Below are 14671 nucleotides of genomic sequence, written 5' to 3' on the forward strand. Positions count from 1 at the left end.
GTCGTAGGTGGCGGGGGCGGCGGGAGGGCCGTCCTGGCCGGTTGCGAGGGCGTCCAGGTGGGCGAGGACCGTCTCCGCGGCGGCCCGGCGGCGGGCGAGCGCCTCGTCGTCCAGGGGCAGGGGCCAGACCTCGTCGGCGGTCGCCCGGTGCAGGGCCGGGTTCTCCTCGTCCTCGGCTGGTTCGTCCGCCCAGGCCTCGATCTCGCCGTGTCCGGCGGCGCAGTGTTCGTACAGGGCCGTGAGGAAGCCGGACGGGCCGCGGGGCTTCTTCTGGCTGGGCCCCCACCAGTGGCCGGAGCCGAGGAGCAGGGAGCGGGGACGGGTGAAGGTGACGTAGCCGAGGCGGAGCTCCTCGGTGTGCTGGTGCTCCTTCATGGCCGCGTGGAAGTCCTTCAGACCGCGGGAGTCCCAGGAGGCGACGTCGGGCAGGGTGTCGGCGTCGCCGCGCAGACCGTGCGGCAGCACCCTGCCCTGGGCGGTCCACTTCTCGCGGCCCTGGCCGCTGGGGAAGGTGCCGGTGACGAGGCCGGGCACGGCGACGACGTCCCATTCGAGGCCCTTGGACTTGTGCGCGGTGAGCACCTTGACGGTGTTCTCCCCACCGGGCAGTGCGTTGTCCAGGCCCTTCTCGTACTGCGCCGCGGTGCGCAGGAAGCCGAGGAAGGCGAGCAGGGTCGCCTCGCCGTCGCTCGCGGCGAAGGACGCGGCGACGTCGAGGAAGTTGGACAGGGTCTCGCGGCGGCGGGCGGCCAGGGCGTGCGGGGACGCCGACAGCTCGACCTCCAGACCGGTGACGGCGAGGACGCGGTGCAGGACGTCCATGAGCGGGTCGGACAGGGCCCGGCGCAGCTCGCGCAGCTCGGTGGCCAGCCGTGCGAACCGCACGCGCGCGTCCGGCGAGAAGGGCAGCCCGTCGTCGTCGCCGGAGCCGTCCAGCGGTGTCTCCAGGAAGGTGTCGAGGGCGTCCGCGAGCGATATCACCTCGGACGGGTCGACCCCCTCGACGGCCTCGGCCAGCCTCCGGTCGGGGTCGTCGTCGCCCTCCACGCGCGCGTGGCTCACGAGCAGCCGGGCGCGGCGCCCCAGCAGGGCGAGGTCACGCGGGCCGATGCGCCAGCGCGGGCCGGAGAGCAGCCGGACCAGGGAGGCGTTGGCGCCCGGGTCCTGGAGGACCTCGCAGACGGCGACGAGGTCGGCCACCTCGGGCAGGTGCAGCAGCCCGGAGAGGCCGACGACCTCGACGGGGACGTCACGGGCCACCAGTGCGCCCTGGATCTCGGCGAAGTCGGTCGCGGTGCGGCACAGCACGGCGATCTCACCGGGCGCCGTGCCGGTGCGCACGAGGTGGGCGACGGAGCCGGCGATCCAGTCGATCTCCTCGGCGTGGGTGCGCAGGAGGGCGCAGCGGACGGTGCCGTCGCGTTCGGCGCCCGGGGCGGGTCGCAGGGCCTGCACACCCGCGTGCATGGCGCGCAGGGGCTCGGCGAGGCCGTTGGCGAGGTCCAGGAGGCGGCCGCCGCTGCGGCGGTTCTCGCTGAGCGCCTGGCGGACGGCGGGGCGTCCGTCCGCGTGGGCGAAGTGGTCCGGGAAGTCGTCGAGGTTGGCGACGGAGGCGCCGCGCCAGCCGTAGATCGCCTGGCAGGGGTCGCCCACGGCGGTCACGGGGTGGCCGGTGCCGCCGCCGAACAGCCCGGCCAGCAGGACGCGCTGGGCCACGGAGGTGTCCTGGTACTCGTCGAGCAGCACGACCCGGTACTCGTCGCGCAGGACGCGGCCCACCTCCGGGAGCCCGGCGAGCCGCGCGGACAGGGCGATCTGGTCGCCGAAGTCGAGCAGGTCCTGGCGGCGTTTGGCGGCCCGGTAGCGGATCACCAGGTCGGTCAGCTCGCGTCGGGCGGCGGCGGCCTCGGGGACCTTGCGCAGATCGGCGTTGCTGAGCCGGACGTCCGCCAGCGCGTCCAGGAGCTCGGTGTCCCGGGCGAGCAGGTCCTCGGGGCGCACGAGGTGCTCGGCGAGTTCCGCGTCCAGGGCGAGGAGGTCGCTGACCAGGTCGGCGAAGGACCGGGTGAGCGCCGGGTAGGGGCCGGGGGCCTCGCGCAGGACCCGCGCGGCGAGCTGGTAGCGGGTGGCGTCGGCGAGCAGGCGGGAGGTCGGCTCGAGGCCGAGGCGCAGGCCGTGGTCGGTCAGGAGGCGGCCCGCGAAGGCGTGGTAGGTCGAGATCGCCGGTTCGCCCGGCGGGTGATCGGGGTCGATGGCGTCCGGATCGGTCACGCCCGCCCTGATCAGGGCCTTGCGGACGCGTTCGGCGAGTTCGCCGGCCGCCTTGTTGGTGAAGGTGAGGCCGAGGACCTGTTCCGGAGCGACCTGGCCGGTGCCGACCAGCCACACCACGCGGGCGGCCATCACCGTCGTCTTGCCCGACCCGGCTCCGGCCACGATCACCTGCGGGGCGGGCGGCGCGACGATGCAGGCCGTCTGCTCCGGGGTGAAGGGGATGCCGAGGAGCTCCTTGAGCTGCTCGGGATCGGTGAGATGGGCGGGCACGTCACAGAGGCTAGCCGCGACCACTGACAGCGGGTGCCGATCAGCCCCATCGGGGCGAGAGATGCGGAGGTCAGCCGGGGTGGTGCCCCGTGTCACACCAGCCACTCGGCGCCGGTGCCCGGCCCGGGCAACCGGCACCGCGCACCGGGATGCCGTCGTGGCTCACTCCACCACGTGCCGCCCCTCGGGCCGCGCACTGCAGGACGCGCGGAAGGCGCAGTGGGTGCAGTGCTGGCCCGTGGTCGGGGTGAACCGCTCGTCGAGGACCTTGCCGGCGGCCGTGGCGAGCAGGTCGCCGACCCACTCCCCCTCCGGGCCCTCCTGCGACTCCTGTGCCTGGACCTTGGGCAGGGTCTCGCCGCCGTCCCGCTTGGGCGCGCCCTGGCGCAGGTGGACGAGTTCGGCGCCGCCCGGCAAGGGGCGTACGCCGTCGAAGGCGTCGTCGACGGCGCCCTCGCGGACGGCGAGCTGGTACACGGCGAGCTGGGGGTGGCGGGCCACCTCCGCGGAGGTGGGCGCCTGCTTGCCGGTCTTGAAGTCGACGACATAGGCACGTCCGTCGCCGTCGGCCTCCACGCGGTCCATCTGGCCGCGGATGCGGACCTCGTAGTCGCCCGCCTGGAGGGTCACGTCGAAGTCGTGCTCGCTCGCCACCGGCGTGCGTCCGGCACGGTCCATGACGTGCCATTTCAGGAAGCGTTCGAGCGCCACGCGCGCGTTGGCCTTCTCCTGGGCGGACTTCCACGGTGCGTCGAAGGCGAGCGCGTTCCAGACGGAGTCCAGTCGTTCCATGAGGACGGCGAGGTCGGCCGGGGTGTGGCCGGAGGCCACCTCGTCGGCGAGCACGTGCACCACGTTGCCGAAGCCCTGGGCGGTGGTCGCGGGCGCGTCGGCCTTCACCTCACGCCCCAGGAACCACTGCAGGGCGCAGGTGTTGGCCAGTTGGTCCAGAGCGCTGCCGGAGAGCGTGACGGGCTGGTCGCGGTCGCGCAGCGGAACCTTGCTCTCGGTCGGCTCCCACATGCCCCACCAGCGGTAGGGGTGGGCGGAGGGCACCAGGGGCCGGCCGTCCTCGTCGGTCAGGGCGGCGAGGCGGGCCAGGCGGTGCGCGGCGGCCTCCCTGAGGGGTGCGGAGACGCGGGGGTCCACGGTGGTGGCGCGCAGTTCGGCGACCAGTGCCGCGACGGCGAGGGGGCGGCGCGGACGGCCGCTGACGTCGACGGGTTCGACGCCGAGTTCGGCCAGGAACCGGGAGGGCTGGTCCCCGTCGTCGGCCGGCGCCTTCACCGCGGTGACGACGAGCCGCTCGCGCGCGCGGGTGGCGGCCACGTAGAACAGGCGGCGCTCCTCGGCGAGCAGGGCGCCGGGGGTGAGGGGTTCGGCGAGTCCGTCGCGTCCGATCCGGTCGGCCTCCAGGAGGGAGCCGCGGCGGCGCAGGTCCGGCCACAGCCCCTCCTGGACGCCCGCCACGACGACCAGCCGCCACTCCAGCCCCTTGGCACGGTGCGCGGTCATCAGGCGGACGGCGTCGGGGCGCACGGCGCGCCGGGTGAGGGTGTCGGCCGCGATGTCCTCGGCGTCGATCTGTTCCAGGAAGTTCAGGGCGCCCCGGCCGCCGGTGCGCTCCTCCGCGCGCGCGGCCGTCGCGAACAGCGCGCATACGGCGTCCAGGTCACGGTCGGCGTTGCGTCCGGCCGCGCCGCCGCGCCGCGCGGAGCGCTCGAGGCGGGCGGGCCAGGGTGTGCCGTCCCACAGGTCCCACAGCGCCTCCTCCGCGCTGCCGCCCTCTGCGAGACGTCGGCGTGCCCGGCGGAGCAGGGCGCCCAGCCGCTGGGCACCGCGCGCGTAGGCGGGGTCGTGCACGGCAAGCCGCTCGGGCTCGGCCAGTGCGCGGGCGAGCAGTTCCTCCGAGGGCGGCGGCAGCGGGTTGCCGGCGGCACGCTGCTCCTCGCGCAGGGCGCGGCCGAGGCGGCGCAGGTCTGCGGCGTCCATGGCGGCGAGGGGCGAGGTGAGGAGGGTGAGGGCGGTCTCGGTGGGGAGCCAGCAGGAATCGTCCGCGCGGGGGGTGCGTCCACCGCGCGGGGGGTGCGCCTTCGTGTCGGCGGTGGCGGCATCGGCGTCCGACGCGGACTCGGTCTGCGCAGCCGGGCCGGAGGCGGCCTCGGCATCAGCATCGGCGCCGTTGGCGTTGTCGGCGCCGTTGGCGTTGTCGGTGTCGGTGTCCGTCGTACGCGCGTCGTCGCCGTGCTCCGGGCGCGCGGCCCCGTCGGCACCACGCGTGCGGACGGCCCCGTCGGACGGCGCGTGCCCCGCCGGGCCCGCGTCGGTCCCGGGTCCGCTCCCCGTGCCCGTTCCGAACTGGTCGCCCGCGCCCGCCTCCGCCTCCGCCACGGCTCGCAGTGCCGTCAGCAGGGGGGCCACCGCGGGTTCGTGGCGCAGCGGGAGGTCGTCGCCGTCGATGTCCAGGGGGACGCCGGCCGCGGTGAGGGCGCGGCGGAGCGTGGGGATGGTGCGCGAGCCGGCGCGCACCAGGACGGCCATGTCTCCCCAGGGCACCCCGTCCTCCAGGTGCGCGCGGCGCAGGATGTCGGCGATGTTGTCCAGTTCGGTGCCGGAGGTCGGGTACGTGTACGCCTCGACGCGCCCGCCGTCCCGCTCGGGGATCAGCTCCCGGTGGGCGCGGACCTTGTCGGCGGGAAGTCGGGTGAGCGGCATGCGCCGGGTGAGCAGCCGGGTGGCGGCCAGGAGGCCGGCCCCGGACCGGCGTGAGGTCCGCAGCACCGCCACCGGCGCCGGACGCCCGTCCGCGCGCGGGAACGCGGTCGGGAAGTTCAGGATGCCGTTGACGTCGGCGCCCCGGAAGGCGTAGATCGACTGGTCGGGGTCGCCGAAGGCGACGAGGGTGCGCCCGCCGCCCGCCAGGGCGTGCAGGAGCCGTACCTGGGCCGGGTCGGTGTCCTGGTACTCGTCGACGTACACCGCGTCGTACCGGGCACTCAGGTGCGCGGCGACCTCGGGGCGGCGGGCCAGGAGCACCGCGCGGTGGACCAGTTCGGCGTAGTCGAGCACGCCCTGGAGGTCGAGCACGTCGAGGTACTCGGCGAGGAAGACGGCGGCGGCACGCCAGTCTGGGCGCCCGATGCGCCGGGCGAAGGCCCCGAGCGCGTCGGGGCCCAGCCCCAGTTCGCGGCTGCGGGCGAGCACCGCGCGGACCTCGTCGGCGAAGCCGCGGGTGGTCAGGCAGGCGCGCAGTTCGTCGGGCCAGCGGACGTGGGCGAGCCCGAGCCGCTCCAGGTCCACCTGTCCGGCGAGCAGTTCGCGCACCGTCACGTCCTGCTCCGGGCCGGACAGCAGCCGCAGGGGCTCCACGAACAGGTCGCTGTCCTGGTGGGCGCGGACCAGGGCGTAGCCGAAGGAGTGAAAGGTCGTCGCGCGGGGCGCACGCGCGGCGCCGATCCGCCGTGCCATCCGGTCGCGCAGTTCGACGGCCGCCTTGCGGCTGAAGGTGAGCACCAGGATCCGCTCGGGGTCGCCGCCGTGGGCGATCCGGTCCGCCACCGACTCGACCAGGGTGGTGGTCTTGCCGGTGCCCGGCCCGGCCAGGACGAGCAGCGGCCCCGACCGGTGGTCAACCACGGCGCGCTGTGCGGCGTCCAGACGAGGGGGGTCCGTGCGGGCCGGCGGGGTGCGCACCAGCCGGTAGGCGCCACGGCTCCCCCGGCGCACCTGGGGGTGCGCCGGGTGTCCGCTGGAGGAAAAGGAGCTCACGTGGTTCGCCGGTCCTGGTGGGTGTGCTGGTGGGCCGTCCGCGCCACGGGCGGGGCGGTGGTCACGGGATGAGGGGGACGCGTGCGGCCGACGCTACGCCGGGGGAAGAGGCGGAGGCAGCGCTTCCCCTTCTTCCCTCACGTCACTCGCGGCACGGACGCCCCCTGCCCCACGAACGTACGTCATGCCACGGACATGCCCGAAGTGCCCGGTTTACCTCGTACGGATCACAGGTCACACACAGGCCGGTCGCGTGGCGGAAGCTGTCAGGTGTGACCCTGCGCGCGTCCGCCGTTCTCCCGGGCACGTCCGCCGTTACCCCGGACGCTCGTGCCGCCGTCCCACCGCGCCCGCTTCAGATCGAGGCGCGGCAGGTGTCCCCCGGCGGCTCTGCCCGCCTCCTTCAGGGGCGTGCCCTCGTCCCGGTAGCGGTCGAGGGCCTCCAGCTCGTGCCCGGCGAGCAGAACGCCGTCCGCGCGGACGACGCGCCACCAGGGGACCCCTCCCCCGTAGAGGGACATCACCCGGCCGACCTGCCGGGGTCCCCCCTCCTCCAGGTACTCGGCCACGTCCCCGTAGGTCATGACACGGCCCGGCGGGATCAGTTCGGTCACGTCGAGGACCCGCTCGGCGTACTCGGGCAGCGCGTCCGCGTTCTGCGGACCGGCGCCGTCCGGAAGGCTCTGCTCGCTCATCCACCCCATGGTGCCGCACCCCGCCGACAACGCGACGCCCTCCCGGGAGCCCCGTTTCCCTCGCCCGGAGGCGGCGCTTCGGGCAGACTGTGCGGCCCGCACGGGCACCCTGATGCCTGCCGAGACCGACACGGCATGCCACCATCGTGCGGGCGGTGACCAGTGATACGAGAGCAAGAAGAGGCGATGAAGCAGCAGGGTGTGCACCCCGAGGACGCCGAGGGCACCTCTGACTCTTCCTCGCGCCCCGGCACCGCGGAGGCGGGCGGCGGGAAGACCGGCGAGCGGGTGCCCGAGGGCCCGTCGGCGACGGCGGCGGACCCCGAGGACGTGGCGCACATCGACGAGGTGGAGGGCGACGAACCGCTGCTCCCCGCGCGCGTGCACCGCCCTTCCGACCTGGTACGCCTCCTGGTGGGCGTGCTGGCCGTGGCCGTACTCCTCGCCATCGCAGCCTTCGCCCACGGCACCACCTCGGGCCTCGAACAGGACATCAACAAGGGCACGGGACAGGCTCCCGACCTGCTCATCAAGATCGCGGGGCTGGCGTCCAGCATCGCGATCCTCCTCGTGCCGGTCGCGTTCGCGATCGAGCGGCTGATCAAGCGGGACGGGTTGCGGATCGCCGACGGCGTGCTGGCGGCGGTCCTGGCGCACGGGGTGACCCTCGCCACCGACCTGTGGGTCGCCAAGGCCGCCCCCGGGTCGATCCAGGAGGCGCTCACCCAGCCGTCCCCGGGCGACATCCACGCGCTGACCGACCCCGTGCACGGCTACCTCGCCCCGGTCATCGCGTACATGACGGCCGTCGGCATGTCGCGCAGACCCCGCTGGCGCGCGGTGTTGTGGATCGTCCTGCTCCTGGACGCCTTCTCGATGCTCGTCACCGGTTACACCACACCGTTCTCGATCATCCTGACCGTCCTCATCGGCTGGACCGTCGCGTACGGGACGCTGTACGCCGTCGGCTCCCCCAACGTCCGCCCCACCGGCCGGACGCTGATGGCGGGCCTGCGGCACGTCGGTTTCCGGCCGGTGACCGCCGCGCGGCAGGAGGCGCCGTCGGACAGCGTCGAGACCGGTGACCGTGGGCGCCGCTACTTCGTCACCCTGGAGGACGGCCGCCCTCTCGACGTGACGGTGGTGGACCGGGAGCAGCAGGCGCAGGGGTTCTTCTACCGGGCGTGGCGCAATCTGACCCTGCGCGGTTTCGCCACCCGCAGCAGCCTCCCGTCGCTGCGGCAGGCCCTGGAGCAGGAGGCGCTGCTCGCCTACGCGGCCATCGCGGCCGGTGCCAACGCCCCCAAGCTGATCGCCACCTCGGAGCTGGGCCCCGACGCCGTGATGCTGGTCTACGAGCACACCGGCGGACGGTCCCTGGACTCGCTGGCGGACGAGGAGATCACCGACGACCTGCTGCGCGACACCTGGGAGCAGGTGCGCGCCCTGCAGTCCCGGCGCATCGCGCACCGCAGGCTGGTGGGCGACGCGATCCTGGTGGATCGTTCCGGCACGGTGATCCTCACCGACCTGCGCATCGGCGAGATCGCCGCCGGCGACCTGCTGCTGCGCATGGACATCTCCCAGCTCCTGGTGACGCTCGGCCTGCGAGTCGGCGCCGAGCGCGCGGTCGGGTCGGCGGTGGGCGTGCTCGGTCCCGACGCGGTGGCGGACTGCCTGCCCATGCTCCAGCCCATCGCGCTCAGCCGCTCCACGCGCGCGACCCTGCGCAGGCTGGCGCGGGAACGGGCCCAGCGTGAGCGCGAGGCGGTCCTGGAGTCCTCCCGCCAGGCGAAGCTCGCCCGCGCGGAGGCGGCCGGCGGCGACACCACGGGCGCCGCGCCCGGGAAGGCCGGCAAGTCGGCCCAGCCCGACCGGCCGAACGGACCGGACCGGCAGGGCAAGGCGGAAAAGCCGGACAAGAAGGCCGTACGCGCCGAGCAGCGCGCCGAGAAACGGGCCGTGGACGAGGCGATCGAGGAGGCGCGCGAGGAGGACCTGCTCACCCTGATCCGCCACGCGGTGCTCCGCATCAGGCCGCAGGCCCCCGTCGAACCGGCCCGTCTGGAACGGGTACGGCCCCGCACGCTGATCAGCTTCATCGCCGGCGCGATCGGCGCCTACTTCCTGCTGACGCAGCTCACGCACATCGAGTTCGGCCCCCTGATCTCGAACGCCCAGTGGGGCTGGGTGGCGGCGGCCGTGCTCTTCTCGGCGGCGAGCTACGTCGCCGCGGCGATGGCGCTGCTGGGCTTCGTACCCGAACGAGTGCCCTTCCCGCGCACCGTCGCCGCGCAGGTCGCCGGGTCGTTCGTGAAGATCGTCGCCCCCGCGGCGGTCGGTGGCGTGGCCCTGAACACACGTTTCCTGCAACGCGCGGGCGTACGCCCCGGGCTCGCGGTGGCGAGTGTCGGCGCGTCGCAGTTGTTCGGGCTCGGCTGTCACATCCTGATGCTGCTGTCCTTCGGCTATCTGACCGGTACCGAGAAGACGCCGTCGCTGTCGCCGTCCCGGACGGTCATCGCGGGCCTGTTGACCGTGGCGGTGCTGGTGCTCGTGGTGACGTCCGTGCCGTTCCTGCGCAAGTTCGTCGTCACGCGCGTGCGGTCGCTCTTCGCCGGGGTCGTGCCACGCATGCTGGACGTGCTGCAGCGGCCGCAGAAGCTGGTCACCGGCATCGGCGGCATGCTGCTGCTCACCGCCTGCTTCGTGATGTGCCTGGACGCATCGATCCGCGCCTTCGGCGACGAGTCGTCGTCGATCTCCCTGGCGAGCGTCGCGGTCGTCTTCCTCGCCGGCAACGCCCTGGGGTCCGCCGCACCGACGCCGGGCGGTGTGGGCGCGGTGGAGGCGACGCTGACGGTCGGTCTGATCGCCGTCGGCCTCCCCAAGGAGGTCGCCGCCCCCGCGGTGCTGCTCTACCGGCTGCTCACCCTGTGGCTGCCGGTACTGCCGGGCTGGCTGTTCTTCAACCACCTCACGCGCAAAGAGGCGCTGTAGAACGGAGACGGGGACGGGGCCCGCCCGCGGTCCCTCGCCCTCGCTCCTCATACCTGTCCCTCGTACGGCCCTGGCCCCGAGCGGGTGCTCCCGCGCGACCGCACGATGGACGCATGCCGAATCCCGTCCGGCTGCGCGCCGCCACCCTGACCGCCACCGCCGTCACCCTGTCCGTCCTGCTGGCGGGCTGCGGCGGCGGCACCCAGGAGCGCGACGGGGACCTGACGAAGCAGAAGCTGAGCTGGAAGAGCTGTCCGGCGCCGTCCGAGGCCGAGGGCGGCGGCGCCGCTCCCTCCCCGTTGCCGGACGGCGGCGCCTGGCAGTGCGCCACCCTGAAGGTGCCGCTCGACTGGAGCCACCCCAAGGGGGACACCATCGGCCTGGCGCTGATCCGGGCCGGGGCCAGTGGCGCGGCGGACCGGCGGATCGGCTCCCTGGTCTTCAACTTCGGCGGGCCGGGCGGGTCGGGCGTCACCACGCTGCCCGCGTTCGGCCAGGACTACGCGAAACTGCGCACCCGCTACGACCTGGTCAGTTTCGACCCACGCGGCGTCGGCCGCAGCGACCCCGTGGAGTGCCTGGACGACAAACAGCTCGACCAATACTTCCAGCAGGACGCCACCCCCGACGACCCGGCCGAGCGCACCGGGTTCGTGGACAGCACCGAGAAGTTCAACGCGGCCTGCGAGCAGCACTCCAAGAAGATCCTTCCGCACGTGCGCACGACCGACGCCGCCCGCGACATGGACCTGATGCGCCAGGTGCTCGGCGACGAGAAGCTGCACTACTTCGGCATCTCCTACGGCACCGAACTCGGCGGCGTCTACGCCCATCTCTTCCCCAGTCACGTGGGCCGTGCCGTCTTCGACGCGGTGGTCGACCCGACGCAGACGGCGGAGCAGAGCTCGCTGGGCCAGGCGAAGGGGTTCCAGTTGGCGCTCGACAACTTCGCCGCGGACTGCGTGTCGAAGGCCGAGGGGTGTCCCATCGGGGACACCGCTGAGGACGTCAAGGCACGCATCGCCCGGCTGTTGAAGGACCTCGACCGCAAACCGATCCCCGGCGTCCTCCCGCGCGAACTCACCGAGACCGCCGCCACCGGCGGCATCGCGCAGGCGCTGTACTCGAAGGACTTCTGGGAGTACCTCACCGAGGGCCTGGAGCAGGCGTACGACGGCGACGGGCGGGTGCTCATGGTGCTGTCGGACGCGCTGAACGGCCGCAACGAGGACGGGAAGTACAGCAACATCACCGCTGCCAACGTCGCCATCAACTGCGCCGACGACAAGCCCCGGTACGACACCGCCTACGTGGAGGGCAAGCTGTCCGAGTTCCGCAAGGCGTCCCCGGTGTTCGGCGACTACCTCGCCTGGTCCATGCTCAGTTGCACCGACTGGCCGGTCGCGGGAGCCGCCGACCACCCGGACGTCAGCGCCCCCGGTGCCCCGCCGATCCTCGTGATCGGCAACACCGGCGATCCGGCGACACCCTACGAAGGCGCCGGCAGGATGGTGAACGCCCTGGGCAAGGGCGTCGGTGTGGAGCTGACCTACAAGGGCCAGGGACACGGAGCCTACGACAGCAAGAACCGGTGCGTGCAGAACGCCGTGAACGGCTACCTGCTCGACGGCAAGGTGCCGGCTGCGGGAACGGTGTGTTCCTGACCGCAGAAACCGCCAACCCACCAGCGTGCCGCTGAAGTCGCAGGTCAGAACGTTATCCACAGGCTTCGGCGAACGCTGCGCCCTCCACCTACCATGGCAACGACGCCATCCGCCGCACGGCGCGGACGGCTTGCCAGGGGGGAGAGGACATGGCGCGTCTCGCGAGGTGGACGGCTCTGACGGCCGCCGCCGCACTGCTGGCCGCGGGCTGCGGCGGCGGTTCGTCCGACGGGGACGGGGACGACGGGGGCAGGAGCAGCGCAGCGCCCACGGCGGCGGCCCCGTCCGGAGTGCCGAAGGCACTGGCGTCCCAGTCGCTCGACTGGACCCGCTGCAAGGCCACGGACGACGCCCCGGCGCCGGACGGCGACTGGCGATGCGCCACGCTCAAGGCGCCGCTGGACTGGTCCCGTCCGGACGGCGAGACGATCGATCTCGCACTGATCCGTTCCAGGGCGAGCGGGGACGACCGCATCGGCTCCCTGCTGTTCAACTTCGGCGGCCCCGGGAGCTCCGGCGTCTCCACGATGCCGTCCTACGCCGACACCGTCTCCTCCCTGCACAAGCGGTACGACCTGGTGAGCTGGGACCCGCGCGGCGTGGCGGCCAGCGAGGGCGTCCGCTGCCGCTCCGACGAGGCGATCGAGGCCGCCGAGTCGGTGGACGCCACGCCGGACACCCCGGCCGAGGAACAGGCGTACCTGAAGGACGCCGCCGACTTCGGCAAGGGCTGCCAGAAGGCCGCCGGCAAGCTCATGGAGCACGTCTCGACGACGGACACCGCCCGCGACATGGACCTGATGCGCCACGTCCTGGGCGACGAGAAGATGCACTACTTCGGCATCTCCTACGGCACCGAACTCGGCGGCGTCTACGCCCACCTCTTCCCCCAGCGCGTCGGACGCGTGATCCTCGACGCCGTGGTGGACCCGGGCGCCGACACGATGGCCCACGCCGAGAACCAGACCCGAGGCTTCCAGCGCGCGCTGGACGGCTACCTGAAGTCGACCGGTCAGGACCCCGAGCAGGGCTCCCGGAAGATCGCCGGCCTGCTGAAGCGGCTGGACGCCGAGCCGCTGCCCACGTCCTCACCAGGGCGCGAGCTGACGCAGACGCTCGCGTTGACCGGGATCGTGCTGCCGCTGTACAGCGAGAGCGGCTGGCCGGCCCTGACCAGTGCACTGGCGTCGGCCGAGAAGGGCGACGGCTCCGAACTGCTCGCGCTCGCCGACGGCTACAACGAGCGCGACCCCTCGGGACGCTACGGCACGACGACCCACTCGCAGCGGGTCATATCGTGCCTGGACGACAAGCAGCGGCCGACCGTGCAGGAGACGAAGAAGCTGCTGCCGAGGCTGGAGAAGATCTCGCCGGTCTTCGGCGCCTTCCTCGGCTGGGACACGGCCGGGTGGTGCCACGACTGGCCGGTGGCCGGTCAGCACGAGACTCCGGAGGTGAGCGCGCCCGGCGCGGCCCCGATCCTGGTGGTCGGCAACACGGGCGACCCGGCCACCCCCTACGAGGGCGCCCGCAGGATGGCCGACGAGCTGGGCGAGGACGTCGGAGTGGTGCTGACCTGGAAGGGCGAGGGCCACGGCGCGTACGGGAGCGGGAGCGACTGTGTCGACTCCGCGGTGGACGCCTACCTGCTCAAGGGGACGGTGCCGCAGGACGGCAAGGTCTGCTCATGACGGCGGCGGGGGGTTCGTGCACCCGCGGTGCGCGAAACCCCCGCCGTCCGGTGGGCCGGTCCGGAAGCCGGTCAGTAGACGGGCTTCTCCGGTTCGATCTGGTTGACCCAGCCGATCACGCCGCCGCCGACGTGGACGGCGTCCGAGAAGCCGGCGGACTTGAGTACCGCGAGGACTTCCGCACTGCGGACACCCGTCTTGCAGTTCAAGACGATCTTCTTGTCCTGCGGCAGGCTCTCGAGGGCGGAGCCCATGAGGAACTCGTTCTTCGGGATCAGCCGGGCGCCCGGGATGGAGACGATCTCGAACTCGTTCGGCTCGCGCACGTCGATGAGTTCGATGTTCTCGCCGTCGTCGATCCACTCCTTGAGCTGCTTGGGAGTGATCGTGGAGTCGGCGGCCGCCGCCTGGGCCTCCTCGGACACGACGCCGCAGAAGGCCTCGTAGTCGATGAGTTCGGTGACGGTCGGGTTCTCGCCGCAGACCGCGCAGTCGGGGTCCTTGCGGACCTTGACCTGGCGGTAGGTCATCTCCAGGGCGTCGTAGATCATCAGGCGTCCGACCAGGGGCTCGCCGATGCCCGCGAGGAGCTTGATGGCCTCGTTGGTCTGGATGGAGCCGATGGAGGCGCAGAGCACGCCCAGCACGCCGCCCTCGGCGCAGGAGGGAACCATGCCGGGGGGCGGGGGCTCCGGGTAGAGGCAGCGGTAGCAGGGCCCGTGCTCGGACCAGAAGACGGAGGCCTGGCCGTCGAAGCGGTAGATCGAACCCCAGACATAGGGCTTGTTCAGCAGCACGCAGGCGTCGTTGACCAGGTAGCGGGTCGCGAAGTTGTCCGTACCGTCGACGATCAGGTCGTACTGGCTGAAGATGTCCATCACGTTGTCGGCCTCGAGCCGCTCCTGGTGAAGGACCACGTCCACCAGCGGGTTGATGCCCTTGATCGTGTCGCGGGCGGACTCCGCCTTGGGCCGGCCGATGTCGGCCTGGCTGTGGATGACCTGACGCTGCAGGTTCGACTCGTCGACCTCGTCGAACTCGATGATGCCGAGGGTGCCGACACCGGCTGCCGCCAGGTACATCAGGGTCGGCGAACCGAGGCCGCCCGCGCCGACGGCGAGCACCTTGGCGTTCTTCAGCCGCTTCTGCCCGTCCATCCCCACATCGGGGATGATCAGGTGGCGGGAGTACCTGCGGACCTCGTCTACGGTGAGCTCGGCGGCCGGCTCGACCAGGGGTGGCAGCGACACGGGGACTCCGTTGGTCGGTCAGTAATTACGGTTGTTCTCCCAGTAACACTGCCACGGCC

At 72.9% G+C, this 14671-nt stretch carries 7 protein-coding genes; 3 read left to right on the forward strand and 4 right to left on the reverse strand.

Annotated features, from left to right (window positions below):
* From IG88_RS0134775 to IG88_RS0134785, 3 genes are all read right to left on the reverse strand, one after another.
* Positions 1-2544 (reverse strand): ATP-dependent helicase (locus IG88_RS0134775; protein WP_031049974.1); only part of this gene is annotated, 2544 nt, incomplete at its 3' end.
* Positions 2545-2706: 162 nt separating this feature from the next.
* Entirely contained in the window at positions 2707-6312 is a 3606-nt protein-coding gene (locus IG88_RS0134780) for an ATP-dependent helicase (protein WP_031049976.1), read from the reverse strand.
* A 266-nt stretch (positions 6313-6578) separates the two neighbouring features.
* Positions 6579-7007 (reverse strand): MGMT family protein, encoded by a 429-nt coding sequence (locus tag IG88_RS0134785; RefSeq protein ID WP_037837354.1) that lies wholly within the window; start codon positions 7005-7007, stop codon positions 6579-6581.
* Positions 7008-7193: 186 nt separating this feature from the next.
* On the opposite strand from IG88_RS0134785, the gene IG88_RS0134790 reads away from it, so the two are divergent.
* From IG88_RS0134790 to IG88_RS0134800, 3 genes are all read left to right on the forward strand, one after another.
* On the forward strand, positions 7194-10007 hold the full coding sequence (locus IG88_RS0134790) for a lysylphosphatidylglycerol synthase transmembrane domain-containing protein (RefSeq protein ID WP_031049981.1): 2814 nt from the start codon (positions 7194-7196) through the stop codon (positions 10005-10007).
* A gap of 113 nt (positions 10008-10120) precedes the next feature.
* Entirely contained in the window at positions 10121-11671 is a 1551-nt protein-coding gene (locus tag IG88_RS0134795) for an alpha/beta hydrolase (protein WP_031049984.1), read from the forward strand.
* Positions 11672-11820: 149 nt separating this feature from the next.
* Complete coding sequence (locus IG88_RS0134800) at positions 11821-13362, forward strand: alpha/beta hydrolase (protein WP_031049987.1); 1542 nt, start codon at positions 11821-11823, stop codon at positions 13360-13362.
* 71 nt (positions 13363-13433) lie between these two features.
* Here IG88_RS0134800 and moeZ read toward each other — a convergent pair whose 3' ends face one another.
* A complete protein-coding gene (gene moeZ / locus IG88_RS0134805) occupies positions 13434-14612 on the reverse strand; it encodes an adenylyltransferase/sulfurtransferase MoeZ (protein ID WP_031049991.1) in 1179 nt (392 codons plus the stop codon).
* Positions 14613-14671: the final 59 nt, after the last annotated feature.

The organism is Streptomyces sp. NRRL F-5650 (assembly GCF_000721365.1).
Classification (GTDB): Bacteria; Actinomycetota; Actinomycetes; order Streptomycetales; family Streptomycetaceae; genus Streptomyces; species Streptomyces ardesiacus.

What these genes read in the sequence shown, in the direction of transcription:
- IG88_RS0134785 (WP_037837354.1), bottom strand. Translation starts at nt 7,007, where the DNA reads ATGAGCGAGCAGAGCCTTCCGGACGGCGCCGGTCCGCAGAACGCGGAC.
- IG88_RS0134790 (WP_031049981.1), top strand. Translation starts at nt 7,194, where the DNA reads ATGAAGCAGCAGGGTGTGCACCCCGAGGACGCCGAGGGCACCTCTGAC.
- IG88_RS0134795 (WP_031049984.1), top strand. Translation starts at nt 10,121, where the DNA reads ATGCCGAATCCCGTCCGGCTGCGCGCCGCCACCCTGACCGCCACCGCC.
- IG88_RS0134800 (WP_031049987.1), top strand. Translation starts at nt 11,821, where the DNA reads ATGGCGCGTCTCGCGAGGTGGACGGCTCTGACGGCCGCCGCCGCACTG.